Genomic DNA, 26,351 nt, shown 5'->3' with positions numbered 1-26,351 from the left:
ACGTTCATGCTGCCGCCCGGCCTCGAGACCGCCCGTCTGCCGAAGACGGACGGCTCACGATCGCAAAGCAGTCAACAAGAAAGATCGGAACGACCATGTACGCATCGCAACGGGGAACACTCAAGCGGCTCGCATCTGCACGGATGCAGCGCAATGCGCAGCGCGCGCGTCATGACGCGCTAGCGTGGCTCATCGTGCACGCGCCGCCACGCTTTCGCTTCTGGCAGCGCGCGGTAGCGCTCGTCGTAGCCGTTGTTTCGTTCCTCGGTCCGATCAGTTTTGCCTTCGAGCAGGGACGCGATGCGGCGGGCGTGCTCGGCGCTGGCAGTCATCGTCTCGACGACGAAGCGTGGCAGGTCATCAACGATCTCGCCGCACTGCGTGTGCGTTTTGCCATGCAGGCCGCAGAGGCGACGCCGATCGTCGATCCCACTGCGCCGATCACGTTCCAGCCAAAGATCACGCAATCCACGGGGGCAGGCGGCGGCGTGCCCGTGGTCAACATCACCGCGCCCAACGCGGCCGGCATCTCGCTGAACCAGTTCCAGACGTTCAACATCGATCCCGTTGGCCTGATTCTCAATAACAGCCTTGCGTCGGGTACGTCACTCACGGGAGGCGAAGTCGCCGCGAATCCGAACCTTAACGGCCGCACGGCGAGCGTCATCGTCAATCAGGTCACGTCCACGGGCTCGGCGTTCGCAAGTCTGCTCAACGGCCCGCTCGAAGTGTTCGGCGCGCCCGCAACCGTCATCATCGCGAATCCGAACGGCATCACCACGCGCGGTACGGGATTCACGAATACCGTCGGCGTCACGCTTTCTACCGGGACGCCACAATTCCTTTCGGGCATCGGCGGCTCGCAGGTCGGGTTCGATAGTGCCCAGGCCATCGGCTACAACGTGACCGGCGGCCATATCCAGATTGAAGGCAACCCGGGCGTCAACGGTCCGGGCGCGGGCATCGAAGGCACGGTCGGGACCATCGACCTCATCGGCGCGACGATCGGCGTGAATGCGCCGCTCTATGCCGGCACGCGTATCAATGCGATTGCTGGCGTTCAGAACGTCGCGCCAACAGCGGTCGATTCGACCGGCACGACCTGGTCTACCAGCGCAAACGGCGCGACGAACACCGCCGCCGCGATCAACGCCGCGAGTGGCGGGGCGAACGGCGGCCTCGCGATCGATGCAACGGCCTACGGCGCGATGACGGCGGGCCAGATCCAGATGATTGGCACTGCGGCGGGCATGGGTGTGCGCACCGATGCGCAGCTTGCCGCGAACACGGGCGACATCACGCTTTCCGCGAACGGGGACGTGTCGATGGCGGGTACGGCGGCGCAGCAGAAGGTGAGCGTGCAGTCGGGCGGGAGCGTGACGCTCGCAGGTTCGCATGTCGGGATCACGGGTTATTCGATTGCGGCGAACGGCGACGTGACGTCGAGCGGCACGATCCAGACCAATGGCGCCCTCACGGCGACGGCGGGCGGCAACCTCAACGTCGCGAACGCACAGGCCCAGGGTGACATCGCGCTGAACGCGGGCGCGAACGCGACGACGGGCGATATCCAGGCCGGCGGCAACCTTGCGGTGACGGCGCAGGGCCACGACGGCGCGGGCGACGTGACGCTCAGCGGCACGACGGTCGCGACCGGTGCGACAACGCTCAGTGCTGCACGCGACGTCACGATCAACGGCGCGACCAGCAGCGGGAGTCTGCAGGCGACGGCCCAGCGCAACGTGGGCGTCAATGCAGCCACGCAAACGTCCGGCGATCTCGCACTGAATGCGACTACCGGAAATCTCGTGACGACCGCCAGCGTCAACAGCAACGGCAGCCTTGCACTGTCTTCGGGCACAGGGACGACGATCGGTGCGCAGGCCACGGCGCTGGGTGCCGTTAGTCTCACGGCGGGCACTGGCGGCATTGCCGTCTCTGGGTCACTGGCGAGCGGCACGACGCTGAATGCGGCGACGTCAGGTGCGTTCAGCGTGCCGGGTTCCCTGCTCGTCGGCACGAACGCAAACGTGAGTGCGGGCAGCATGAGTCTGGACGGCGTGACGATCGTCCAGCAAAACGGTGCGTTCAACGCAGCGGCCGGTATCACGGGCGCGGGATCGGTCGCGTTCGGGCAGGGCGGCGCATTGACGGCAGGCGGGGACGTTACGCTCACGGGCAAGCTGCTCGCGAACGGACTCCAGGTGGGCGCCGGGGGCAATGTTGCGCTCAACGACGTGCAGGCGGGCGGCGCATTCGCGGTCACGGCTGCAACCGGCAGCGCGACTTTCAACGGCAATGCCGCCGCAGTTGGCGCGACGACCGTGCGGGCCGGCACGGACATCGACGTGAAAGGCACGCTCGCGGGCGGTTCGGGCGTAGCGCTCACCGCGCAGCACGACGTGAATGTCGCGGCGGCAGGCACGGTTCAGTCGGTGGGCGACCTCGCCATGAGCGCGGCGAACGATATAGCGGCCAGCGGCACGCTCAACAGCGGCGGCGCGCTCACTGCGCAGGCGGGGCAGGACGTCGCCATGACCGGCGCGACCAGTGCAACAGGCGACACTGTGCTTGCGGCAGGGCGTGATGTGACGCTCGGAGGCACCTTCGCGGGGCAGGGCGGTGCGACGATCACGGCCGGGCGGGATGCCGTGCTGGGCGGCAGCATCGGCATTTCGAAGGACGTATCCGTCAGCGCTGCAAATAACCTGACAACCACCGGTTCGCTGCAGGGCGATCACGTCACGCTCAATGCCGGCAATTCGGCCGCGCTTGCGGATATTCAGGCGAACTCGGCGCTCGCGATCATCGCGCAAGGCAATGCTGGCGGCGGCGACGTGCAGGTCAACGGTACCATCGCGTCGCTTGACAATGCGGCGGTGACGGCGGCGGCTTCGGTATCGGTGCCCGGCACGCTCGAAGCTTCGGGGACGCTCGGCGTGACCGCAGCCATAGACACACACGTGAGCGGCACCGTCCAGTCCAATGGCGACCTCACGCTCGCGAATACGGCAGGCTCGCTCCTGAGCACCGGCGTTATCCAGAGCGGTGCGAATCTCAGCGCGAATGCGGGCCAGTCGATCGAACTCGGCAGCGATCCTGGCACGAGCAGCACGGCGTCGCTTGGCGACATGACGCTCACGGCTGCCCAGAACGTGACAATGAACGGTTCGGTCGTCGCCCAGGGCAACGGCACGGTCACGGCTGGCAACGCGATTGGCGGCGCGGGCACGCTCGCGTTCGGGCTTGCGGCGAATCTCGCCTCGGGGGGCGACACGACGCTCACCGGCTCGCTGCGTGGCGCGACCGTGCAGACCACGGCAGGCGGTTCTGGCAGCTTCGCGAATGTTTCAGCGGGCTCGACCATCGCGCTGTCTGCGCAGCACGACGTCAACCTGGGCGGCACGCTCGCGGGCGGCGCAGGTGTTGCCCTGAACGCGGGCAACGACGTGAACGTGACCGGCACGCTGCAATCGGCGGTCGACACGACGCTCGCCGCGCAGACCGGCAGCGTGAACGTGAGCGGCGCGCTCAACAGCAGCGGCGCGCTCGGCATCACGGCGGGCACGGACGCGAACGTGAGCGGCTCAGCGACGGCTGCGCTCGACACGACGATACTGGCCGCGCGCGACGTTAACGTTGGCGGGTCGGTGAACGGGCAGGGCAATGGCAGCGTGAGCGCGGGGCGCGACATTGGCGGTGCGGGCACGCTCGCATTCGGCCAGAGTGCGATCCTGAGCGCCACGCGCAACATCGCGCAGGGCGGCCTCGTGCAGGGGCAGTCCGTCCAGGTGACCGCTGGCGCCGACGCGGCGCTGAACAACGTGGAGTCCGCCAGCACGCTGGCGCTGGGTGCTGGGGCGCTCGGCAGCGGCAACCTCACGGTGAACGGGGCAGCAGCGTCTGCTGGCGCGTTCAGCGCGACGGCGAACGGCGACGTAACGGTGGCGCAGGGCGGCAAGCTTGCTTCGGGCACGACGCTTGGCGTCACGGCGCTTGGCAGCATCGCGGTGGCTGGTGCGATCGAGGCCAACAGCGACGTCACGCTTAACGCGCAGAACGGCAGTCTCGCAGCCGCGGGCGGAATCAACAGCGGCGGCAATCTTGCCATCACCACGGGGCTCGATCTCTCGCTGGGCGCGAGCACAAGCGCCACCGGCGACGCGACGCTCAACGCGGGCCGCGACGCCGTGCTCAACGGCACGCTGGTTGCCAGCAACGGCACTGTCTCGGCGGGCCGTGATATCACCGGCGCCGGCACACAGGCGTTCACGAGCGCGGCGGTCCTCGGCGCGCAGGGCAACATTGCGCTGACCGGCACGCTGCAGGGTAACAGCGTGCAGGCGATAGGCGGCGATAACGCCGCGCTCAACAACGTCTCGTCGGCAACCACGCTCGCGCTCACGGCGAACGGCACCAGCGGCAACGCGACGACGGGAGATGCCGCGATCACCGGCACCGCGACTTCGCAAGGCGCGATCACGCTCACGGGCGCGCGCGACGTGCTGGTGAGCGGTTCGGCCGGCAGCGGCGCGACACTCACGCTCAATGCGCAGCGCAACGCGCAGGTTACGGGTGCGCTCGAATCGGTGGGCGACCTCGACGTCAGTGCGCAAACCGGCAGCGCGACGCTGGGCGGCACGGCGACCACCTCTGGCGCGTTCAGCGTGACGGCGGGTCTGGACGCGACACTCGGCGGCCAGAACGCGGCAGCGGGCAACGTGACGGTTCAGGCGGGGCGCGATGTTGCGCTGACAGGTACGGTGGCCGGGCAGATGGCGGGGACGTTCAACGCGGGACGTGACATGACCGGCGCCGGCTCGGCTGCGTTTGCCAATCCGGCAACGTTGACGGCGGGCAACAACCTTGCCTTGACCGGTTCGCTGCAGGGCGCCTCGATCAGTGCGGCGGGTGGCAACAACGCGGGCCTCGGCAGTGTTCAGGCCGTGAGCGGCAACCTCAGCGTGCTTGCCAATGGTAATGCGGGCGAGGGCGACGTGACATTTACGGGCCCGGTCACCGCGCTTGGCAATGTGACGTTGCAGGCGGCACGCGACGTCGGCATCGGCGGGGCGCTGAACGCGGGCGGTACGACGAACGCGAGTGCCGCGCGCAATATCAGCGCCGCCGACGTGAATTCGGCAGGCGACCTCACGCTCACCGCCACGAACGGCAGCGCGAGCGCCGGAAACGTGACGACCCAGGGCAACCTGAACGCGAGCGCCGGGCAGTCGCTCGCCTTCACCGGGCAGATGCAGGCCGGTGGCAACGCAGCGCTCACCTCGGGCGGCGACATGGCGCTGGCGGGCGGTATCGCCGCGCAGGGTACCGGCACGCTGCAGGCGGGCGGGACGATCGGTGGCGCGTCCGTGGCGTTTGGCCAGCAGGCCACGCTGAACGCTGGCAATAACATCGCCATCGGCGGCGCGGTGACGACGAACGGCGATCTTGCCGCGACGGCGGGCAACGGCGTCGCGATGGGGTCGGCTGCGGCGGGTGGCGCTGTCACCGTCAAGGCGAACGGAAATTCCGGGACGGGCGATATCGTCGTGACGAATGGCGTGACCTCCGGCACCGCAACGACGCTGACTGCGGCCCGTGACGTACAGACGGGCGGCGCGCTCTCGAGCGGTGCAACGCTTGCGGTGACTGCGGGACGCAATGCGAGCATCGGCGGCACGGTTGCGGCCAACAGCGACGTCGACCTCAACGCCACTTCCGGCAACCTGAGCGTGGCGGGCGCGATCACCACGGGCGGGCATCTGAACGCGAACGCGGGCGGCAATGCTGTGCTGCAGGCAGGTGCGCTCGTGAACGGCGACACGACCGTGACCGCAGGCAACGGCATGACGCTTGGTGGCACGTTCCTCGGCCTCGGTGCGGGGACATTTACGGCCGGCGGTGCAATTGGCGGCGGTGGCGCGCTCACGTTCGTCAATGACATTGGCGTGAGTGCGGGCGGAGCGGTCACGCTTGGCGCAGTGCAGACCGCGGGTGCCTTCACGGCGACCTCGGGCGGCGACATGTCGTTCGGCGCGGCGACGGCCGAAGGCAATGTAAGCGCCACTTCGCACAGCGGCAGCATCGCGTTTTCGGGCGCGGTGCAAGGCGGCGGGAACGTGAGCGTGCAGGCTGCGAACGGTGCGACGCTCGCGGGCGGCGTGTCGTCGATGGGCATCGTCAACGTCACGGGCACCCAGGGCAACGTGAGTGTGAACGGCGTGTCGTCGAACGGCGATACGATGCTCACGGCCGGGCAGACGCTGACGCTCTCGGGCACCAGCGTGGTCGCGGGCGGCTTGACCCTTACCGGCAGCAACGTCGCGATGAGCGGCTCGGCCAGCGTGACGAAGAACCTCGTCGCCACGGCGCAGGGTACGCTCGACGCGAGTCAGGCGTCGCTCGTGACCTCGCAGAACCTGCAACTCACCGGTGCTACGGTCGACATTGGCCAGGCCATTGTCGGCGGTGCCCTCAATGCGCAGGCGTCCAGCCAGTTGAACCTCACTGGCGGCGCGGTCGATGTGGTGGGCGGCGCGACGCTGGCCTCGCAGGGCGGCTTCTATAACGCGGGCAGCGTGCTGGCAGGCGGTGATCTGAACGTCTCGGGGCAGAACGTCGTCAACGCGGCGAACGCCTCGCTGGTTTCGGTGGGCACCACGACCGTGAATGCATCGAACTTCACGAACGCGGGCCTTGTGAACGGCACGAACACGGTCGTGAACGTGGGCGGCACGCTGAATAACAGCGGCGGGTCGCTGATGGGATTGAATGCGCTCACGATCAATACGGGGGCACTCAATAACCAGGGTGGGTTGATTTTCGCGGGCAACCCCACAGGCGGCACCACGGGCAATCTTTCCCTCACGATCAACGGCGGCGGTGCATCCCTCTATAACGCGAGTGGTCAGATTCTGGCGATCGACAACGCTGCGGTGAATGCGTCCAACGCCACCTTTGACAGTTCGAGCGCAGGAACGATCAGTGCCGGCAACACGCTCTCGATGACGTTCGACTCGGTGTCCAATGCACAAAGCTGGGACCTGAGCGCGGGCAGTGTCGCCATCAACGCGATCAATGGTTTTTCGAACGCGGGTGTGGTCAACTCCACCGGCACGCTCAACATCTCGACGGCTGGCACGATCGCCAACAGCGGGCAAATCATCAGCGCCGCAGACGTCGACCTCGAGGGCAATCTGTCGAATGCCCAGAATGCCGTTATTCGCGCGGGCAGCAATGCCAACCTGTCTGGTAGCGTGACCAACAGCGGCACGATCGAAGCGACCGGGAATATTTCGTTCACAGGAGGTGGCGACTACAACAACGCCGGCGGCACGACGCAGGCGGGTGGCACGATCAGCCTGAACACGGCGGGAACTGTGTACAACGTGGTCGGCACGATTGCTGCGGGCGGGGACCTCGATATCAACGCGGGCGCGGTGGTCAACAATGCGCAGGCCGGAGCGACCCAGACCACGACACAGGTGGCGAGCGCAGCGGCAGATCCGAACCTCATCGGCCAGATCGTCATCGGGACGACGACCATGGCTGAATGCGCGCCGGGTGGCAATCAGGGCAACTGCTTTCCTGCCTCCTGGAGCATGCCGGCGACGCTCTCGTCGATCGAGCCGGACGTGTCAGGCGGCGTCCTCTATGTGCAGGGCCAGAGCTACTGCGATGTGTCGGGGAACTGCTATCCCGTGGCGGTAGGCAGCACGCTCAAGGGGCAGGCGGGTGTTCAGACCATTGCCCTGCCGGGCATTGACCAGACGACCACGACGACCGGCGCGGCTATCCCGAGCATCATGATCGCTGGCGGCAGTATCAACATGACGGCCGGTTCACTATCGAACGTGGGCGGGAGTATTTCCGCTGGGCTCGACGTCAACCTGAACCTGCAGTCCCTGAACAATGCGGCGCTGCCGAATGTTCCGGCAACCGTTGTGAGTTCCGTCGACCAGGCGCAACTGAATGCGTTCATGGCGGCGCTGGACGCCCTGGGAGCGTCCGTCGCGATTGCCGGTACGGGCGGCGGCGCCAATAACTTTCCTGCCAGTACGATCGCGTTCAATTCCTCGGCGAGTTCCTCTCAAACCGATACCAGCGGCACAACCACATTTGGCCAGCAAGGCTCGATCATTGCCGGTCGGAACATGACGTTCTCGGGCGGCAATCTCGTCAATGGAGGCGTGCTCTACGCCGGCAACGATGTCGTGGTCGCCTCGGGTAGCCTGACCAACCAGGGGCAGCGTTTGACGAACCCGTCGACGCAGCCCGGCTGCGCCTCCGGTGTGAGCGGCTCGGAGTGCGACAACAACATGTCCGTGCGAGGCGACAATCCGAACTCGTCGACGTTCTCCTATTCGGAACAGGGCGCGACGATCTTTGCCGGTCACGACCTCGTGGTGGCAGCGGGCAGCATCAACAACACGGATGGCAGCCTGCTTGCGGGTCACGACATCGTGATCGGCGGTGTAGGTTCGACGGCCACGTCAACGACGCCGGCGCAGAGCCTGAACAACACATCGGGCAACATCGTCGCTGGGAACAACATCACGCTGAACGTTTCGGGCGCAATCACCAACACGTTGCCACCCCCCGTCCAGGTGCACGAGGACTATGGGTCGCAGGAGGCGTACGCAGGCTGCATGACCGCTGGCGGTTACAAGGAGAGCTACTGCGAAGCGTATGTCGACCAGCAGTCCGGAAGTTCGTCGGTCATCAGCGCGGGCAACAACCTGCAAATCAGTGCAGGCAGCCTCACGAATATCGGCAGCCTGATTTCGGCGGGCACTAGCGCGACCATCAACGTTGCTGGTCCCGTCGTCAACGAAGCGCAGACGCTCAATGCCTACTGGCACTCGGAATGGGTCCAGGAAACGGGTCTGTTCAGCAGTGACAAGCGCCATAACACCTGGGCGTGCGGCTCGGCTGCGGAATGCACGGCGCTTTACGGTAGCGCCTATACGAGCGTGGGTGGGGCGATCGATCCGCCTACGCCCGTAGGCAACATCGCCGCCACCATTCAGGCGCCCAATCTCACGATTTCGTCTGGCGGGCAGATCCAGAACGTGGGCAACGTGCTGGGCACCAGCGTGTCACTTACCGGGCAAAAGCTCATCAATGGCATTACGACCGCGAACACCTACACGCCGGTCGTGAATGCCCCGTCGCAGGTTATCTCGCTGACGCCGCAGGCACTGCCCGGGCTCAACATCTCGACGCCGCGTTCCGTGGGGACGCCGCTGCCGACCGCAGTGGCGGGTACCGCCTCGTACGTCGATGGGGTGCTCGGCTCGCAGACGTCGCTGCTTGGGCCGCAGCAGTTGATCAACGCGCTGCCGGCTTCGCTGCAGCCTTCATCGACGCTTTTCTATTACAACCCGCAGGAAGAAGACCTCGTGCTGCAGCAGGCCGCGCTGCAGCAGACCGGGCAGGCGAGCTTCGTGAGTGGGCTCACGTATGACAGTACGAACAACCTCTCGGTGACGGAGCAGGAAAAGGGGATCCTGTACCAGAATGCGCTCACCTACGCCGAGCAGAACAACGTGCAACTCGGCGCGGCGCTCACGCAAACGCAGGTCAACGCGCTGACGCAGCCGATGCTCTGGTACGTCGAGCAGACCGTGCCTGACCCGTCGTGCCAGGCGACGGGTTATGCGACTTGTCCGACCATCACGGCACTGATGCCGCAGGTCTATCTGCCGGAGAACTGGAACGCGCTTTCGGCGGGCGGCAACATCGAGGCGACCAAGAGCCTCACCCTCGACTTCGGCAGCGCTGCCACGGGCGGCAGTATCACCAATACGGGCAGCATCACTTCCGGCGGCACGCTAACAGTGAACACCGGCACGCTGACCAACCAGGCGAACCAGGTCAATGTCGGGCAGATCTGGAATTCAGTGAAGGGCGGCTACACCGACATGACGGGTACGGAGGTCCAGCCGGGCGGCTTTATGAGTGCCGCCGACATGAGCCTGAACGTGCAGACGCTGAGTCAGATCGGCGGAGTATTGCAGAAGCTCAATGCTGACGGCACGGTCAATCAGGCGGGAACGCAGCAGTTGATTGCGCAGCTGCAGCAGCAGCTCGGGGGCAACTTCACGCAGATGTCGCTGAGCGACAACCTGCATACGAGCTTCGTGTCATCGGGCGGGCTGGGGCTGGGGGCGTTTGACCAGGTCATTGAAATTGCTGCGGCCATTGCGCTTTCGTACGTGATGGGTCCGCTAGCCGGCGCGATGCTGTCAGCGGCGCTCGATGACGTTGTGAATTCAGGCACCATTAACCCAATGGATGTGGTGAAGGCCGGAGCTGTGGCCGCGCTCACCGAGGGGGTTGATGTGGGGCTGGGCGTGGGCGGCGACTTCGGGGGTATGGGCTCGAACCTGATCTCGCCCGACATCGTGCAGACGCTGGAGAACGCCGGGCAGGCACTGGTAAGCGTCGGCGAGCAGAGCGTCATCAGCGCCGGGATTTCGACGGCGATTGAAGGCGGCAGCTTTATGACGGCGTTGCGCTACGATGCGGTGGCCGATATCGCGGCGATTGGGGCGGGTGCAATCGGGTCGAATGCGCCTGCCGGTTCGTTCGAAAGCGTGGCGCTCCATGCGGCATTGGGTTGTGCGGCGAGTGCGGCGGAAGGCACGGGGTGTGCCGGAGGGGCGATTGGCGGGGCCACGAGTGCGCTGGTATCGCCTGCTGTGATCGATGGAATCGACCCGACCCACGCACAGCTTACGACCGGGCAGATTGCTGTGATCACGGGATTGGCAACGCTGGCCGGTGGAGGCCTGGCCGGGGCGTTGGGGCAAAATGCGATCGCGGGAGCGACGGCGGCGCAGAATGAGGCACTGAACAACTCGACGGGGCACGTGGGCGGCATTCCGGATGATCCGCTGAACCAGCCAATCACGGAAGGCAGTGGTGGGGGAGGCCCTGGCGCAGATATCGTTTCGGATGCTCCACCGGCTTATAGTGGAGCGGGCGCGAACAGTGGCAGCATAAGCGATATTTTGCTGCCGAACGGTGAGCCGGTCGGTTTTGTGAAGCCAGGTGCTGGCCAGAATATTCAGACGGTCACGTCGGCACAATTTGCCCAAATTGAATCGCAATTAATGCAAGGTGCCACGCCGGTGGCAACTCCTTCAGGCTACAATGGAACTTGGTACCAAATGCCGGACGGTTCTGTCTTTGGCATCAGAACAAGCCAGTCTAGTGGTACAACCATCGATGTAATTAAGAGCAATAATCCCAGCCTGCCATCTGGATTTAAGGTGCATCAGCAATGAAAATGGATGCCCGGCATAAGCTCTACGGTCATACGATCGCTGAGCACGTTCGAACGGTTCCCGATGAACTGTCAGTCGATGCGGTAGGGTTGTGGCAGATCGTCCCGGCGGGACGTGATGGGTTTGGATTAAGTGGTGGTGATCTCACAGAGTTTGTATACCGTTGCGTGCTTGCGTTATTGGAGCGCGGCGCGAAACCCGTTGTGGGGGGCGGCGGCACCAAGTACGACTGGATACTTCAATCGCAGTACGGCGACGCAAACGAAGAAGTTGCGAACTCGATAGTCGATGAGTGGCTTGCTAACGGCGCGGTCGACCCCGATCCTGGCGGTTTGTGGTTCGCATTGCCCTCACCATATGTCGGGCTGGAAAAATAGATGTTGCCGACCAATTTCGGTAGTTGCCCGGCCAGCGAACTATGAAACAGACCCGGCTTTGGCCGGGTTAGTCGTTTGTAGGCTGCGAAAGCCGATCCGCGTAGTGTTGGCCGAATTGCTAGGTAATCCCTTTCGCCACCTCGCGGCGCGGGTCCTCGTTGAGGTGCATTTGCCGGATTCCGTCGTTCGCGCGCCGCAGCCACGTGTCGGCAATGGCGTGATGTTCGTCGTATTGCCGGTCGGCCGGTGCGGGCGTCGAATTGCGCAATTTCAGGTGATGTTTCATTCTGAAAGTTCCCCTCGGATGGCTACAGACACTACGCACGCAACGAAACGCGTGTAGACCGGGGCTGCTAGCTTGCCGGCATTGGGTTTGACGCGTTACACGCGCCGTTCATGCGGCCGTGACCATGAAATCGAAGTGCACGGCGTCATACGGGAACTCGAGCGTGCCGTCGGCGTTGCTATCGAGCACGCCTGTGTCCAGTAACACGTGCACGTCATGCTGCACGGATGCGGCGTCAATGCCGGACCGTTCAGCGAGCGCCTGGACGGACAGTGGTCCTGCGCCGGTCATCGACCTGATGATGTGCCAGCGTCTGGGTGTGAGGACATGGAGCAGTAGCTCGAGTGAGTCAAACGAGAAATATGTGCCCTGCGGTTCGCCGTTCATCGCAGCGACAAAACGAGCGTTTAAGATGTCGCGGGTGCCACGCCCTAGAGTGACGCTTCATGATGTTGCTCCGATTCGGCATGGGCACGATTCAACCGCATTTAACCACTATCGATTGGGTTTCGCCAGATTCAAACGTGGCGGGAACTGGGTAAAAAGCGGAGGGTCGACAGGTCACGTGCGGTGCACGGGTGACAGAGATTGCCCGACTAGAAGCGCTACACGAGCTGACAAAATCGGTGCCGCCGCGCGAAAGAATTTCGCTTCCCGGGTGCCTCACTAAGGGCTGCAAAGAGGTGCTGCGTGTTCCTAGCGCATCCGAGAGCAACAGAGGCGTTTGATCACTCTGTGGACTGGCGGTATCGGTGCGGTGCTGGTACGGCCTTAGGCCGGCGAGAGTTTCACGGCCTCCTGCGATGAACCCGTCTCTTCGTCATGTAGGAGAACGGGCCATTTGAGCTGCGCGTAAAGCGCCGCGTAAGCGCTGACGGCGCGGCAGTGGCGTATTGCCGATAGCTTGCAGAGCAATATCACCGGCTTATACCGGGCGCAGGCATCGGCGTGGGCTACAGCATTTACTCTGGCTGCAGGACGTTGACAGCCCGGCTGATCGACATTGGGTACTCCCTTGAGCCAGTCCAGCTCCTACTGGAGCACGCGCGTACCGACCACATTTCACCATGTCTGGATGCTTCGCAGCGAACACCCCGGGATGCCGTCGCGGCAATCAATCTACGCGACTTAATGCATTTCACATATTTTTTGAGCGGGCACCCGGTTCGGACATACAGGTTTGGACAAATCTGCCGATAAAGAAGAGTTAGATGGAACCACCAAGAACTGATTCAGGCATATCCCCGCGACTCATCGCGCCTCTCGATCAAGAGCTAAGACTAAAGTGAGATGAGCGCGTTGAGCGCGTCACGGTGGCTAGCGATGCGGCCATCTGCGGTGCGACGTCCCAGGTCGATAAGGGTGGAGCCTTGGCTCAATATGGAGAAGAAGAACAAACGAGCTAGGCCGCTAAATCAAGTTTGGACGCAGTTAGTAGAATGAAAGAAGCAACACTGACAACGGGATTTTTAGAGATGTCAAAGTCAAGTCGTAACCTTTGGAGAACCAGCGCGCTCGTTCTTCTGTGTGGTATGGCGGCAAGCTGCGCGATCGATCCATCCCAAAAGATACCATCGGCGCAATCTTTTACACCGGAGATGGCTGGCGTCTTCGATGTGGCGCAGATGAGTGACAGTAGGGTCGGATTTTCTCGCCTGACCACCACGTTCAGTCCTGATGGAACATCCGGCACGCTAGCCTACGACTACTCGAACGGGACCCCTTCGATGCACGTCAGGCTCGACGGCTGCGTTTCATTCACGCGGCACATTCTACCTGGCGTCATGCACGATGACGCTGCCGTGGAGCAGGAGATTCACGAGGTACGTTGCCACTCGACGGGATCCATCTGGCGCTTTGCGGTCTTCCGCAAAGGAGAGCTCGGTTTCCCCATCTCAGCGTCCATGAAAGTCGCGACGGGATATGAGTTTTTGTTTACGGTTCCTTTTACGTCGACAGTCGAAGTACGCCCGCGCATGCAGCAATAGCGGAACGGAAAGCGCTTGCCGTTTGCTGGGCAGATGAGGTTCGTTGTTTTTTCATGAAAAAGAAGGATATCAAAATGAAGACCAAAACTTTTCATTCTGCGGCCCTGGCGGGCCTGTTACTCGCGCTGGCGGGGTGTGCGGCAACGAAACCGGACGTCGACGCTTCACATGTAAACGATGCGACGTTTACGATGACGTTGAAGCAAGGGGTGGCAGAACCGACGATCGATGCGAATGGGCAGGACGTGAGCGCTGCCGTGAAGGCAGGATTGATCGAGGCGTTCAACAAGCAAGCCTCGAAAGATGGAATTGCCGTCTCGACGACGGGCGTTCCGGTCAGGATCACGATTGAGGAATACAGCACGCGCTCGAACGTCGCGCGCTTCATGCTCGGAGTCCTGGCTGGCCGTGACCATATCAAGGCGCAGGTGAACGTCGCAGATGCGAGATACGAAGTCGAGGACTCCGCGCACTCAGCGGTGAACGGCATCGACGTGGTAGCGGAAGATGTGGGGATCGAAGCGGCCAATGGCGTTGCCGAGTTGGCCGGTATGCCGATCGCTAGTGAGCAGGGCGCCCCCCAGTCCCGGCAGTAATGCCTGCGATATTGCCGAGCATTCAGATCGCCTCATACGCGTGCAAACCCACGCATAGTCGGAAATGTCGGAGTGTAAGGGCTATTTGCGTGGCGGCGAGTGCGTCGCTCTCGCCGCCACGCCCTGAATAGCATGACCCGACGCACGCTTCGCTCGGCTAGGGCCATTTGGCTGAACTGGCCGTATTCGCAACGCTGCTCTGCGGTGGTCTGGCGGGATTGGCGGGTGCCGGACGACAACGCTGGAGCGACGGCGGCGGAACATGAAGTGTTGAACATCACCGACCGGCATGCAGCTGACGCACCGAAGAATGGGGGGACTCGTTACGGCGTTGGTCGGTATGCTGAACGACTCGCAGCAACAGGCCGGGTCGCTGGTGGACGCGCCGTCAAAAATCGTTACGGCGTACCCCAACAAAGCGTGCGACAAGAGATGGCCGCAGCAGGAAAGCGTAAAAAACCGCGAGCCCTTGGGCGATCTTTTTTTAACGGTCAAGATTCCGTTCAGGTTGTATGACGGGCGTGTGCCTGCTATTTCCCGGTCCGCAACAGTGAGACGAGCCGGACCACGTGGCGGGACAGCCCTCGATTTAAATTCACAAGCGTTCATTGGGATGTGTTGGAGAATCAAACAATGGCGAATTTGAAATCCTGGCTTTTCGCAACAGGTTTCTGTGCTGGCTGCACGGCCCTGTCTGCGTACTTCAATCTCGCGCATAGCAGTACGTCGACTGTGCCAACTCAGCTAAATTGGCTCATCGAGTTGCATATTGGAACTGCACTGCTGGGCGCGATGTTGTTCGCACTTTTCGTGGTGGGTACGCCCGCCGCACTGCGTGGGCCAGCGTCAGCGTCAAGTTACGGAGTTGGCATGGTTCCGCGCATTGGCGCAGTTCGTTACTTTATTCCTGGGAATGGCGCTTTTTTCTCGGCCACGCGAATCGTTCAGATATTGAGGGTCATTGTTTGCCTGATGATTCAGTTCATCTATGCCGAGCCGTTGGGAGGCGGAAACGATGCACAGGGAGGCTCGGGGCGCCCGGTCAAGTTGTTGAAGAGGCCGCTCACCGCCTGAGGTCGTGGGAGAGTCTGCTAAGGGGCTTGCGCGCAGTTTAGCGTGGCGCTGTCGTCCGACTTGATCAAGACGATTGACCCGTGCGAAGTACCACTCGACTCGGGGGCATCGGACTCGCGGGTCAGGAGGTAACGCATGGCGCAACGGCCGCGCAGAACGAGGCCTTGGAATATGGGGGAGCCGCCAATATACCGTCTGGACTTTCAGAAAATCGGCAAGCCTACTGACTGGGCGCATTGACTATAGCTGCCCTCCCTAAAGCACGCCCACGGCGGTTCGGTGCGAAGGCGAACCGGCCATATTGACCCATTGCGGGCCGTCAACTGTGTGCGACCTGTACGGCGATTTCTCTTGAGGTTTATTCAACATCTGCCCGCATACGCAGTCACGCGCTAGCGGGCCCGCGGACATGGACAGGCGGCGAACAAACCTCAAAGTGAGTGGTCCGACGCGATCACGGCACGAAGGTCCGTTTTGTGAGGGGAGCGGCCGCGTGAATGGCGGGCTAAGCCTTGAGGCGAACGGCAGAAGCGACGCTGCCCGACCCGATTGCCGCTTACACGGCTGGCGCTTTCATGACGTAACGGTATCACGCCCGGGGAGGCTGGACGCGGCGCCGTGCCAGCCTCCGGCTCCGCTGGAAAGTCCTCGATCACAATCGCGCGCCTTGCCATTGCCGATGGCAGTGCTGGCGGGTGGTTGCGCCGGCAATCGAAGGCCAGGCTGCCGTTGGATCGGAGTGAATACCGTGGCTTGATGCCCCGCACAAGGCTGATCCAGACACAGAAAGGAGCGTGAAGCGCAGAGTGAACTTCGGAGGCGAGGTAATTGAGTATCTCGCTGCTGACAGCTTGCAGAACTGCATCACGAGCCTGTATCGAGCAGCAGGTCTTGCTAGGGGATATTGCAGCCACAGCGACCGAAGAACGTTTGCTAGTCGCCTCGTAACGCAAGGGCATTCGCTCGAAACCGTGCAGATCCTCCTAGGCCATTTGCATCTCGATCACGTTGCTCGATACTTGGATGTATCGCAGCGAGAGCGACATGAAGCCGTCGCCGCGATCGACCTATCTTGTTGATGCGTCTTGAATACATTTTGACCAAGTTCGCCGTTTGGATCTACAGACTCGTGCGTAGATTGCCGATAAAGAAGGGTCTGGCAGGAGACGGCAACGGATTTCAGGGATTGGCCAGTGGTACTTCTTGTATCGACCAACCGCTGAAAACTGTCCGGTCAGGGAACTCCAACCGGAACCCGCCGGTCTTTTTGCGGCAGGACATGGCGGGCGGCCGTGGCCGGTGGATGTTACAGCCTACGCCAGGCGACGGAGCCTCGTGCCTCGGCGACGGCAGTGTCTAATCAATTGTCGTCGCTTCTGGACGGGAGATGTTGGTGAGGCTCGGGTTCTGCCGCGTCGGCGTCAGGCAGGTCGTCGGAGGCTGGATTTTGCAGGCCCGTCGGACCGGGCTGGCGAGTCGTGCCGGCGGTAGGGCGCGCGGCGTCGGGAGCGGTGACGGTCGGCCCGGCGAAGGGATGGGAGGTCATGATGGCTCCTGCGCTGATAAATGCAGCCCCATCATGATAGACCGCCTGACCGGTCTGGGCGAGACGCGCAGCCGCGCTGGGGGGAACTGGAGGTGAGCTGGCTGCGACTGGCTGGGTTCTGTACTCGTACTCATGCGCACCATGCGGCAAGCGTGGCGAAGAACGCCTCGACGACGACTCGCATGACGGCGAGGCGTCTATCTGTACGTCCTGGGGTGTGCCGGTGACGCTCGAATGGGACGGTGGCGTGACATTCGAGAGGCCGAAGACGATTGCTCATGACGGAATCGAGCGTGCGCGCCAGCGCAAGTAACAGGACACAAGGAAATAGCTCGATGGTCGACTTCATCCAAATCAGCCCCGATGTGCGGCTCGCGGCGGCCGTCCTGAGCCCTGAATGGGGTGCGCAGTATCAACCGATGAGGGCAGCGGTCCCGGTTGAGCGACGACAGCATGCGGAGCATCGCGCAGGCGAGCGCCGCAGTGAACAGATGGCACTGATCTAGGTAAAAAAACGGGAGCAACCTGTGGTCACCAAAGAGATGGTGGTTGATTTCCTACTGCATCAAGCAGCGTTGCCTCTCTCGCTATTAATGACGTGGTACAGCATCGCGACTTACCGGAAAGGCGCTACGCGAACAAAATCGGGCAGCATCATTACCCGCCACCGTGACCCGATCAGGTTTTGGACCGAAGTTGCAGGTGGAATCGCGATCGCGGTCGCGCTGCCATTACAGGCACAAGCTACCTGATTGGATAGGACAATTCGCTGCCGCGCGCGGCAATGGAAAACAAGAAAAGACAAGAATGAAAAAAATGACTCTGCTGCTCGCGCTCGCGGGTATCACGACCGGCACGATGGCAAGTGATCCAGTGATCGTCGAGAAATTCGATATTCAAATCTCGATTGAGTGCCGTGACGGGCGCGTCGCGGCGGTACATCCTTCAACCTTGTACGTTCCACTGGATGTCAAAGGGCGGGCATTTGATCGCCCCCCTTCACTAGTCGATCCGTTCTCCGCACAATGGATGATCCATAACACCTGTCAGTCGAATGGCATAGATGGTGTAAGTTTCGACGTCCGCGACGTGAGCGAACATGGATTTGTCGTCGCCGGTGAGAATATTTCCCCGCCTGACCACGGACCGGGCTTCGAGAGCAAATCTCAAGACGGAGAAGTGACAGTACCTTTGATCCCGCAAGATGGAGTTTTGCACGTTCGGGTGACGGCCGAAAGTAAGCAAACGGCACCCGATCTGGCTTCAGCCCTGACGCTGATCAATTCGGCAGTAAGCGGTTCGAACTGAGAACGGAAAACAGCGAAGAGATGGTGCTGGAAACCAGTCAGGAGGACAGTGGGCCACCAGCGGAAACTGCGTGCGCTTTGCCGGCCGGGTCAGCCGCCATGCCGCGCGCATCGCCGACAGCAGGCCGAGATTTGAGATTGCTGCCTTTCATGACAAAATGCGTCACTTAACCCCGGCAGCGTGGGACATTTTGTCCATCTCGCAATGAAACCCGCTGACCTTTCATACGCATTGGCGCGCCTCGGCTGGACACAGGTGACATTCGCCGAATATTCGGGCTACGACCGCCGGACCATCGGTCGATGGACCCGCGGTGAATCGGCAATCCCGCTGCTCGTTGAAAGACACCTCGATCTGCTGCTCGCCATTCGTGACCGCTTGCCCTGAAGATCCACGTTCAGTCAGGCGTACGGCATGGTGCGTTAAGCAGGGCTCTCCTCGCCATCTAAACTTCGGCGTCTTCGCACGCTGAGGCGACGCACATGCCGGCTTGACGGACTAGCGTGCCGCTAACCTGACTGTGACAGTCGATCTGTTATGTCAAGATTCGACAGGCGAACAAACTGAAGCACTAACGAAATCGAGCTACGGCGCGGCGAGCGGCGTTGCACGCTTGCTTCTCGTTCTACCGTTCGCCTCCTCCGGTGATGAGTCTACGGAAGCCAGATGGAGTCGACCTTCTGGGTGCGCTGTGTTCTCTCGTCAGCTGAAATCAAGAGGCTGTCGGCCTCGAGCGCAATCACCGATTTGGCAGCGGCAGATGGGGCGGAGGGAAGCAAGCGCGCCGCGCATATCAGCGCGGTCCGAGGCAAGATCGGAGTTGCGCTCACTCATCCCCACTAGTAGCGGTCAAGAATCAGGTCCCGCCATATTGAATGTCGCTACCACGTGATCAACTTGGGGCTTGTCCCGTGCCTGCCGAGAAACTGCGAGGGGGCGCCGCTTTTGACTTGGCCCTGCGAGTTTATACGCGACGTTGAGGTTAGCAATACGCAGACCTTTATCGCCCGAGTGACTCCCACATAGTGCAGATTCAGACATTGTTTCTCGTTCTCGAAAATGACTTGGCCAAATGTGCCCGGGGGATAGCAGCGTGTCGGGATGACATGGTCATAAAGATCGGCATGGAAGACGATATCGAACTCGAGTCCCTTGGCTTTGTGTAGCGTCATGATCTGGACGGCGTTGTGATCGGGGCTTTGGAATCGCCGAAGTGAGGCCGAATCCCCGCACAAGTGTTGTAGTTCTGTCGCACCGACGATGGATGGTGGCTGCCCCAACAACCGCGTTGCCGCGTCAATTATGGCTGTCGCGAGGTCACTATCCGGGCATGTCCGGCACCGCAAAAGCACATTTCGCAGCGTGCGCATCCCCGGTGGGCTCAAGCCGAGTCCCCCACGTCGCTCGAGTAGCGTCTGTGCGGTCAACTGCTTGTCAAAGCGAAGCTTCAGGATTTCCGAAAATAGATTCGCTTCGGCCGATGGCGTATTAGTAAAAGGGCCGTCCTCGAAGAGATAGTATGGAAGCCCGATATTTTCGGCGATCAATGTGGCTGAATGTTGATGTCGGCACAGAATCGCCACCCGTTCCGCAGCTGTGACGTGGAAATCGCTAATCAATCTTGGAATCGCCGTCCTTAGCCAATGGGCAACGGCGATCTGGTCGCCGGAGACCGTCTTCACGAACACGCGCATGTCGTTAGTCGGTGCCTGTGGATGATTCTGGTCGAGCAGGCGCAGTGCAAAGTCGCTGATCGACGGGTGGCTGCGGAAATTGGTGGTAATGGGAAAGGGGGTGAAGCCGCTGCCCGGTTTTGTCAGCGCCAGTAGGTACTGCGGGTCCTTGTGCGCAAAAGCAAAGATCGATTGATCGCCATCACCAACCGCAACGGCGGTCAAGCCTTGGACCTTGAGTGTCAGAAAGAGCTGGTGCTGGAAGTAACCACTGTCCTGATACTCGTCAACAAAGACGGCACGATAGCGTGCCTTCAGATATCGCTGACAGGCGGGAGATTCACCGATAATGTGACAGGCCAGCATACCCACTGTTTCCAGCGGGATGTGCCCTTGGGCAAGAGATGCTCGGAGGAAGGGCAAGAATTGGTCTGTATCGGAAAGGCCCGCATGTTGGATCTGCATTGCCGGCAGCAGTTGCGTCACTGCACTGGGGAGCTCGGCAAGCTTTGCAGTCCTCGTTTCAGCCGCCACGGGCATCAATTGTCGCGCGAACGGTCGGATGATTTCGCGCAGGCAGAACTCGTCGATTGTGCCGAAGAACGATTGTTTAACGTCGAAGGCCTGCGCTTTGCAGCGGTGCGCAAGCTCTTCACTCGCCTTGTTCGTATAGGAAATAGCAATGATGCCCTGAAATGAGCGTACACCGGAAAGGAGGCGGCGGATCTTCTGTGACAGGACACTGGTTTTCCCACTGCCCGGACGGGCGACAACCACCATGTCGTGCGAAAATTTTATCGCTTGATCCTGCTGTAGGGTAGGCGTGAAAGTTGACATGGTTTAGGCCATTGCGGCGGCGTTCATGCAATAGTAGAGCGGCTTCAACAGATTGCCAGCAAGTGGAGCGAGGAGCTTTGCCCCGCAATGCAAGACGAATTCCTGCATGCGCGTGGCCTTCTTCTCCTGCAGGTACTTGACGGAATCAGGCAAGGCGAAGCCGTTAAATCCCAACAGCAGCGAGGAGAGTTCCGCAGCAATGTCGTTCTCGAGATCGATCTGCGAGAGAAAGATGCCGTAGGGGGCGACGTTGTTACTCACTGATTGCCAGGTGCCATCCACAAGCGAGGTCTGCTGATTGTAAGGTGGATTTTGATGCGGCAGCGTGGGTCGGCCTGCCAGACTCAAAGCGCGGTTGATGCCAGCCAGTTGGCGCAGGACTACCGGTGAGGTGCGAGGACCTGTCAAGATATCGGAAATGTCATTGTCGGTGCGCATTGCCCATGGAATTTCCAATGCATCCAGCACACTCTTGTATACCGCGAATGAAACGCCATCGACCGACAGCAGGGAGACGTTGCGCTGATCCAGATCGAAGCCATGCGTTCGGGCTAGCGCGGAATAGAACAGCATTTCCGAAGGACCCTCGACTAACATGACTGCGGACGCGAAAAAGGCCTCCGCGGGCAGAATGCTCATGCGGTAGCCGAGTCCAGTCCATGCGCTCTCAATGCACGCGGCGCACCCTTGGCTTGCCGCACGTGACTGCCCTCCGTCGCGCAGCAGACGAACAATCGAATCGGGCCGATAGCTAGCAGCAATCTGTGGAGAATGCGATGTGACAATGGTTTGGCCGGGCAGTGCGCTGATGAGGTAGCTCGCGAGTTTGCGCTGTTGATGGGGATGCAAATGCGCTTCGGGCTCTTCGACGCAATAGATCACTGCCTCATTGTCCTGATCGTGCTCAAGCACGCTCTTGGCTTTCCACAAGGCTAGCAGGATCTGGTTGTTGCGACCGTCCCCACCCAGCATGACGGGCGAGCCGTTGCTACTCGCGCCCAACTCCAGTTGCTCGATGAACTGTTGGATATCAATTGCGCCAGTATCCAAAGAGACATCGTACCCGGCGTGGTGATGAGCAAGCGCCTTGAGCTCGCTATTTAGATCGTTCGTTGCCGCGGAGACATAGTGCAGGTTCTTCACTCCGGTGTTCACGGTCTCGAGCAACTGGCCAAGTGCTTCCATCGCCGTGGCGTCGGCGTCCGCTTCTTCAGAGGTGCGGGACTCCTGCGCGAGACGCAATAGATGTCGCTTCTCAGAGCGAATGTACCGTAACAGGTCTCGCTGCGAGTGGATATATTTCAGATGCAAATGCTTTAGATAGAAGCGACTTGAGATCTCTTCCAGTTGAGCTGGATCGTGGCCGGCATAGATGGCATACGTGAGGTCAGCGCGGCTTGCGCGGAATTCGAGAAAAAATTGACCAATAGCGCTGACGTGGCCCTTAAGCTGAGAGAGGACGGCGTCTTGGGTCACTTCAGAGAAAGCAAGTCGAACGCGGAAGGTGTCTGCCTGAAGGCCGTTCGGGAAACAATGGAAGTCGCGTGCAGAGGGTTCGATATCGGCATCCGACAGGCTCTTGTCGAGCAAGATGCGTAGTGCATGAATCATGTTGGTCTTGCCGACGTCATTGGCACCGATCACCAAGCTATTCTTGGCTAGGTTGATATGGGCGTTAGCAAAGTTCCGGTACTGATGCAGTTCGATGTAGTCGATCTTCATGGGCAGACGAAAGGTCTTAATATGCCCCCACAGGCCGGGCCGAAAGTGCAGGCCTCGGGCTTCTTTGGGCAAGGCGGTCAGGGGAGCCGGGACAAGAAACGATCGGGAATTCAATCACCGCGACCGGTGATTGTGACGTAATTACGGGTGATCGTCATTTCTATTATCGCCGAATTGAAGCGCCAGCACGCAGATGGCGAGTTGGACCAACCTGCAAGCCGGTATGTCAGATTCTGCCGTAACTTCTCAAGGGATTGAGCTTTGAACACGGACGCGGAAAACACGAAGGCAACATCGACCGAAATCACCGGCGGCGCGGTCTTTACCTACGAGGACACGGTGGTTGCGTACTACCTCGTCGCGCTGCTGCGCGGGAAGATCGCGCGGCGTTACACGAGGGGACTGTCAAGAGCGTGGTTGTCCAGCGGAACGGTCGTGATCGTCGGATGGACGATCTGGTTGTAGAGACCGAGCGCGAGGGCGCAATTGCCCATCTCGATTTGCAGATCAAGACAACCGTTGTAATCAGCAGCAGCAACGATGCTTTCAGGGATGTCATCGATCGGGCGCGACAGACGCGTGCGACGGCGGGTTCCAGATCGAACGCGATGTCTATGGATTTGCTACGGAAAGAATATCGATCACTGGCTTGCAATCGTTGGAGCGGCTAATTGAGTGGGCCAGGGCCAGCCCCAAGGCCTTCCATTTTACGAGGCGATTTTTGCCTGGCGGGACCGCTGCGATCCCGGAGCGAAGGATGCGCGCCGACCTGACGTCTTTGATCGGCGCAGAAGACGAAGAGGGGGAAAGGCGTTTCTATCGCCAGTTTGTCGGCGCGCGTTTTGATGGTCTGCGCGAAGGAGGCGCCCTGAGAACCGAGATCGTCAATCGACTGCAGGAACTTGTTGCTAGCGATGAGGATGGGCAACGCGAGCTTCTGATCGAACGGCTGTGTCGCATCGTGCGCGATGGTGCGGGCACCGCCCAGAAATGGACGCGTTCGTCATTGCTGGCACAGTTGCGTGGCGTAGTGCGACTTAAGGTGACGCCGACCTATCGAACAGACCTCGAACTGATTACGCAATTTGCATCCGATGGGATGGCTGACATCGTGGACGACATGGAGGGATTTCGGGTTGACCGATCGAGCGTTCAGGATGACGTTAGAAAAAAGTTGCAGGTGCACCGTGTAGTCAACATCAGCGGACTTCCAGGGTGCGGAAAATCGGTGATGCTGCGGCGTGTCGCGATGGCCGCGCGTGCGCGCGGCCCAATCCTTTTCCTAATCCGACCGTCTGACAGGGACGGGCTGAATGGAGTTTGCAACCACGCTTGGTCTCCGCCACCGCAAGATCGATTCAACGGGATCGCGGATCCACTATCACGCACGCAACGAGTCACACAGGCGTCGATCTCATTTCAATTAAGAGAAGTACTGATCGAATCTCCGCTCGCGGAACCGTTCAAGCACGACCTCGCAATCCTCTCCACACTCAAAGAGTTTCCAGGAGTCGCTCTTGAAGCAATCGTAGGGCGCCTGCTCGCGCGGTGTATCCCTCGGCTCGATCTCAGTTATGGACAATGCCCCCCCTTCGCGCGAGGGTAAGTAATGTTCGACAAACATGCGCCGCTCTGTCATGAGCATGCAATACGGTACCGCGCTCGCCCGAAGCAGCTTGACTTCGATGCACCGGTACTCTGAATAGTTCTTTAGCACGTTCAGCAGTTGATAGATCGCCTTGCGCGCTTCCTGCAGGCCGTGCACCGCCTCGCGCGCGGGGTTGCGCGTCCGAGGTGACTTAGAATCCCTTTCGATGCCTGTCTGGGATGGCTCAAGCACAGGGTCGAAAGGGTTGGCGAGCAGTATCCTGAGCGTGAACGCCGGCGGGTCCGTGTCCTTGAGGTTGTCCTTGATGTTATCCGTGGGCTTCTTGAGCTTGCGCTCGAGAGTGCGGTCGAGTTCATCGACGAGCCACCCCTTACCCTCGTCCTGCGCCCCCAGCATCTCCTTGTGCGTGCGCCCGACAATCCAGCAGTGCTGCTCGGCGCTTCGCACCGCCATGCAAACTTGGTGCTTGAATTCCTGATTCCGCGAGTACAGCCCCACGATACCCAGCACGTTCGATCGGGAGAGCAGCGAGAAACCCCCCATGGTTTCTTCATACTGGGTTTTCAGCGCGGCATCGCGGCTCGCCAGTTCCGCCTTCATGTCCGACACGGTATTTTCGACGACCTTCTTGGCGCTTTCGGTTATCTCGAGGAAGTCCGTGGTGGACCGGTGTACCACCGTCCAGAGTGCGTGCATGGGCTTGGTGACCATCGCGTCGTGATAGGTCGTGTCGAACAGGAACGCCACGAGCACCGCGAGCACGAGCGCGATACCCAGATCGTGCAGAAAGACGTCCTCGGCCTGCTCCGCGAGGACGGGTCCCCCACCATGGCGAAGTGCCGCGAAGGCTATCAGCAGGCCCAGACCTACGGCACCGGTGAGCAGGTGCCGAGTCCACGTGGGTTTTCGCGCCTGCTCGGCGCCCGTCTCCATCCCGGAAGTCGTCACGAAAGTCCTCGAGAAAAGTCCAGCGACAGGGCAAATGCTTTACCGATGCGCGGCGATGGGTGCGTAAAGCTGATCGATCGGCGTCGACTAGCACCCGTGCGGCCTGGTCAGTGGACTCAAGCCGAGAGAGAAAAGCGGCGGTAACGTGGACTCGCGCTTCCGCGCGGACCGCAAACAAATCTGGCCCGCACAAACACCGAAGACGTTAGAACATCCACAGATCGCCGTTCTACACCGAATCTACGTGGCGATATGTGCGCCAGCCCACCGATGCCTCGGCAGGACTACGCCCGTCGGGGGTAAGGACCTGACGCTCGCCGATCTCACAGGCCAAAGCATGAATGTGCTTGGCGCACATGCCGGGCTGTTTGGCACCGCGAATTACAGCATCCCGGTGCGATGGTTACGGGAGATCTATACGCATCCGGCTGGCGTGGACGGGATACTCTATGTGCCGAGGATGATGGCTCCCAGCCTGGCTGTCGTGTTGTTCGACTGGAGTGATTGCTGTCGCTCCCACCGTCACGGTTGCCCAGAGCCTTGCGCAGGCGCACTCGTCGTAGAGGTCATGTACGAGGTCATGGCCGCAGCACCATAATGTGCACTTGCCGCCAGGAATGCTCCGAGCCCTAGCCCGAGCAGGGCAGTGGCAGACGCGCCTAGCGCGGGGAGGGTTTCCGCTGTCACGGCGAGGACAACACCAGCAGAGATGACATCAAGGGCAAATTCATTTGCGGCGGTTAGAAAAGCGTTGTCGTTCGCCGACGATGGCGATTGCACTGCGCTTATAAAGGCCGTATTCACGTCGTATAGATTGTAGATAATTCCCAGGGTGCCCAGCAGATCTCCCCCGGAGTCAGAATGGATGTCGCCTCGTTAGAATCTGAAACTGTGGGGCGATAACGGAAAGATGAAGTGGCCAGATACGGACAAGCATTTAAAGACAAAGCTGTAGCGCGGTTGTTGCCGCCCGAGAGTGCCTCGGTGGAAGCGGTTGCCAACGAGCTGAGTATTTCGACGTCAACACTCGAACGCTGGCGCGCGGATGCGCTGTCCAGGCCCGCTCGCGAGCGGGCCTGGACAGCGACGGCCCGGT

20 protein-coding genes are annotated in these 26,351 nt (G+C 61.1%); 13 read left to right on the top strand and 7 right to left on the bottom strand.

Annotation, left to right across the window (positions count from 1 at the left end):
• Positions 1–95: 95 nt before the first annotated feature.
• Together A3CW_RS48595 and A3CW_RS0134905 are read left to right on the top strand one after the other, a co-directional pair.
• Positions 96–11,291 carry a two-partner secretion domain-containing protein gene (locus A3CW_RS48595; RefSeq protein WP_081771952.1) on the top strand — a complete coding sequence of 3,732 codons (11,196 nt, stop codon included), beginning with the start codon at positions 96–98 and terminating at the stop codon, positions 11,289–11,291.
• Positions 11,288–11,668, top strand: coding sequence for a hypothetical protein (locus tag A3CW_RS0134905; RefSeq protein WP_028207674.1), 381 nt, complete (start codon positions 11,288–11,290; stop codon positions 11,666–11,668). Before A3CW_RS48595 ends, A3CW_RS0134905 begins: the two co-directional genes overlap by 4 nt.
• Positions 11,669–11,786: 118 nt before the next feature.
• Here the strand turns inward: A3CW_RS0134905 and A3CW_RS53480 are convergent, their stop codons facing one another.
• Positions 11,787–11,954 carry a hypothetical protein gene (locus tag A3CW_RS53480; protein ID WP_169739130.1) on the bottom strand — a complete coding sequence of 56 codons (168 nt, stop codon included), beginning with the start codon at positions 11,952–11,954 and terminating at the stop codon, positions 11,787–11,789.
• A 108-nt stretch (positions 11,955–12,062) separates the two neighbouring features.
• On the bottom strand, positions 12,063–12,341 hold the full coding sequence (locus A3CW_RS54705) for an HVO_A0114 family putative DNA-binding protein (RefSeq protein WP_051481923.1): 279 nt from the start codon (positions 12,339–12,341) through the stop codon (positions 12,063–12,065).
• A gap of 1,052 nt (positions 12,342–13,393) precedes the next feature.
• Here A3CW_RS54705 and A3CW_RS0134890 point away from each other — a divergent pair.
• From A3CW_RS0134890 to A3CW_RS51500, 4 genes are all read left to right on the top strand, one after another.
• Positions 13,394–13,942, top strand: coding sequence for a hypothetical protein (locus tag A3CW_RS0134890; protein ID WP_154678128.1), 549 nt, complete (start codon positions 13,394–13,396; stop codon positions 13,940–13,942).
• 74 nt (positions 13,943–14,016) lie between these two features.
• Positions 14,017–14,538, top strand: a complete 522-nt coding sequence (locus A3CW_RS50430) for a DUF4410 domain-containing protein (protein WP_161782967.1) — start codon at positions 14,017–14,019, stop codon at positions 14,536–14,538.
• Positions 14,539–15,171: 633 nt separating this feature from the next.
• Positions 15,172–15,612 (top strand): hypothetical protein, encoded by a 441-nt coding sequence (locus tag A3CW_RS52715; RefSeq protein WP_154678127.1) that lies wholly within the window; start codon positions 15,172–15,174, stop codon positions 15,610–15,612.
• A 794-nt stretch (positions 15,613–16,406) separates the two neighbouring features.
• Complete coding sequence (locus A3CW_RS51500; protein WP_322787977.1) at positions 16,407–16,691, top strand: tyrosine-type recombinase/integrase; 285 nt, start codon at positions 16,407–16,409, stop codon at positions 16,689–16,691.
• Between the two features lie 281 nt (positions 16,692–16,972).
• Here A3CW_RS51500 and A3CW_RS51490 read toward each other — a convergent pair whose 3' ends face one another.
• Positions 16,973–17,158 carry a hypothetical protein gene (locus A3CW_RS51490; RefSeq protein WP_081771950.1) on the bottom strand — a complete coding sequence of 62 codons (186 nt, stop codon included), beginning with the start codon at positions 17,156–17,158 and terminating at the stop codon, positions 16,973–16,975.
• A gap of 335 nt (positions 17,159–17,493) precedes the next feature.
• On the opposite strand from A3CW_RS51490, the gene A3CW_RS52710 reads away from it, so the two are divergent.
• From A3CW_RS52710 to A3CW_RS52700, 4 genes are all read left to right on the top strand, one after another.
• Entirely contained in the window at positions 17,494–17,664 is a 171-nt protein-coding gene (locus A3CW_RS52710; RefSeq protein ID WP_154678126.1) for a hypothetical protein, read from the top strand.
• Positions 17,665–17,685: 21 nt separating this feature from the next.
• Positions 17,686–17,910, top strand: a complete 225-nt coding sequence (locus tag A3CW_RS52705) for a hypothetical protein (RefSeq protein ID WP_154678125.1) — start codon at positions 17,686–17,688, stop codon at positions 17,908–17,910.
• Between the two features lie 55 nt (positions 17,911–17,965).
• Entirely contained in the window at positions 17,966–18,466 is a 501-nt protein-coding gene (locus A3CW_RS0134870) for a hypothetical protein (protein WP_028207672.1), read from the top strand.
• Between the two features lie 204 nt (positions 18,467–18,670).
• Positions 18,671–18,853, top strand: a complete 183-nt coding sequence (locus A3CW_RS52700) for a helix-turn-helix domain-containing protein (protein WP_154671437.1) — start codon at positions 18,671–18,673, stop codon at positions 18,851–18,853.
• Between the two features lie 494 nt (positions 18,854–19,347).
• On the opposite strand, the gene A3CW_RS0134855 is transcribed toward A3CW_RS52700, so the two are convergent.
• Both A3CW_RS0134855 and A3CW_RS0134850 read right to left on the bottom strand, forming a co-directional pair.
• Entirely contained in the window at positions 19,348–20,976 is a 1,629-nt protein-coding gene (locus tag A3CW_RS0134855; protein WP_028207671.1) for a UvrD-helicase domain-containing protein, read from the bottom strand.
• Positions 20,977–20,979: 3 nt separating this feature from the next.
• Complete coding sequence (locus tag A3CW_RS0134850) at positions 20,980–22,698, bottom strand: ATP-dependent nuclease (protein ID WP_028207670.1); 1,719 nt, start codon at positions 22,696–22,698, stop codon at positions 20,980–20,982.
• A 261-nt stretch (positions 22,699–22,959) separates the two neighbouring features.
• Between A3CW_RS0134850 and A3CW_RS0134845 the strand changes: the two genes are divergently transcribed.
• Both A3CW_RS0134845 and A3CW_RS53120 read left to right on the top strand, forming a co-directional pair.
• Entirely contained in the window at positions 22,960–23,163 is a 204-nt protein-coding gene (locus A3CW_RS0134845) for a hypothetical protein (RefSeq protein ID WP_028207669.1), read from the top strand.
• A complete protein-coding gene (locus tag A3CW_RS53120) occupies positions 23,145–23,369 on the top strand; it encodes a hypothetical protein (protein WP_161782966.1) in 225 nt (74 codons plus the stop codon). Before A3CW_RS0134845 ends, A3CW_RS53120 begins: the two co-directional genes overlap by 19 nt.
• On the opposite strand, the gene A3CW_RS0134840 is transcribed toward A3CW_RS53120, so the two are convergent.
• Positions 23,366–23,626: a hypothetical protein gene (locus A3CW_RS0134840; protein WP_028207668.1), complete on the bottom strand. Its 261-nt coding sequence runs from the start codon at positions 23,624–23,626 to the stop codon at positions 23,366–23,368. The two genes, A3CW_RS53120 and A3CW_RS0134840, sit on opposite strands and share 4 nt — an antisense overlap.
• Before the next feature lie 495 nt (positions 23,627–24,121).
• Positions 24,122–25,255, bottom strand: a complete 1,134-nt coding sequence (locus A3CW_RS0134835) for a hypothetical protein (RefSeq protein ID WP_154678124.1) — start codon at positions 25,253–25,255, stop codon at positions 24,122–24,124.
• Between the two features lie 915 nt (positions 25,256–26,170).
• On the opposite strand from A3CW_RS0134835, the gene A3CW_RS51485 reads away from it, so the two are divergent.
• A partial coding sequence (locus tag A3CW_RS51485; RefSeq protein ID WP_154678123.1) for a transposase occupies positions 26,171–26,351 on the top strand: 181 nt, incomplete at its 3' end.

This window comes from Paraburkholderia nodosa DSM 21604 (assembly GCF_000519185.1).
In the GTDB taxonomy this organism is placed as follows: Bacteria; Pseudomonadota; Gammaproteobacteria; order Burkholderiales; family Burkholderiaceae; genus Paraburkholderia; species Paraburkholderia nodosa.
The sequence above is the reverse complement of the archived record's forward strand: the minus strand, read 5'-3'. Positions and strand labels throughout refer to the sequence as shown.

Coding starts and splice junctions, on each gene's coding strand:
- A3CW_RS48595 (WP_081771952.1), top strand. CDS start 96: ATGTACGCATCGCAACGGGGAACACTCAAGCGGCTCGCATCTGCACGG.
- A3CW_RS0134905 (WP_028207674.1), top strand. CDS start 11,288: ATGAAAATGGATGCCCGGCATAAGCTCTACGGTCATACGATCGCTGAG.
- A3CW_RS54705 (WP_051481923.1), bottom strand. CDS start 12,341: ATGAACGGCGAACCGCAGGGCACATATTTCTCGTTTGACTCACTCGAG.
- A3CW_RS52715 (WP_154678127.1), top strand. CDS start 15,172: ATGGCGAATTTGAAATCCTGGCTTTTCGCAACAGGTTTCTGTGCTGGC.
- A3CW_RS0134855 (WP_028207671.1), bottom strand. CDS start 20,976: ATGTCAACTTTCACGCCTACCCTACAGCAGGATCAAGCGATAAAATTT.
- A3CW_RS50430 (WP_161782967.1), top strand. CDS start 14,017: ATGAAGACCAAAACTTTTCATTCTGCGGCCCTGGCGGGCCTGTTACTC.
- A3CW_RS52700 (WP_154671437.1), top strand. CDS start 18,671: ATGAAACCCGCTGACCTTTCATACGCATTGGCGCGCCTCGGCTGGACA.
- A3CW_RS0134850 (WP_028207670.1), bottom strand. CDS start 22,698: ATGAAGATCGACTACATCGAACTGCATCAGTACCGGAACTTTGCTAAC.
- A3CW_RS53120 (WP_161782966.1), top strand. CDS start 23,145: ATGGACGATCTGGTTGTAGAGACCGAGCGCGAGGGCGCAATTGCCCAT.
- A3CW_RS52710 (WP_154678126.1), top strand. CDS start 17,494: ATGGTCGACTTCATCCAAATCAGCCCCGATGTGCGGCTCGCGGCGGCC.
- A3CW_RS53480 (WP_169739130.1), bottom strand. CDS start 11,954: ATGAAACATCACCTGAAATTGCGCAATTCGACGCCCGCACCGGCCGAC.
- A3CW_RS51490 (WP_081771950.1), bottom strand. CDS start 17,158: ATGACCTCCCATCCCTTCGCCGGGCCGACCGTCACCGCTCCCGACGCC.
- A3CW_RS0134890 (WP_154678128.1), top strand. CDS start 13,394: ATGAAAGAAGCAACACTGACAACGGGATTTTTAGAGATGTCAAAGTCA.
- A3CW_RS0134870 (WP_028207672.1), top strand. CDS start 17,966: ATGAAAAAAATGACTCTGCTGCTCGCGCTCGCGGGTATCACGACCGGC.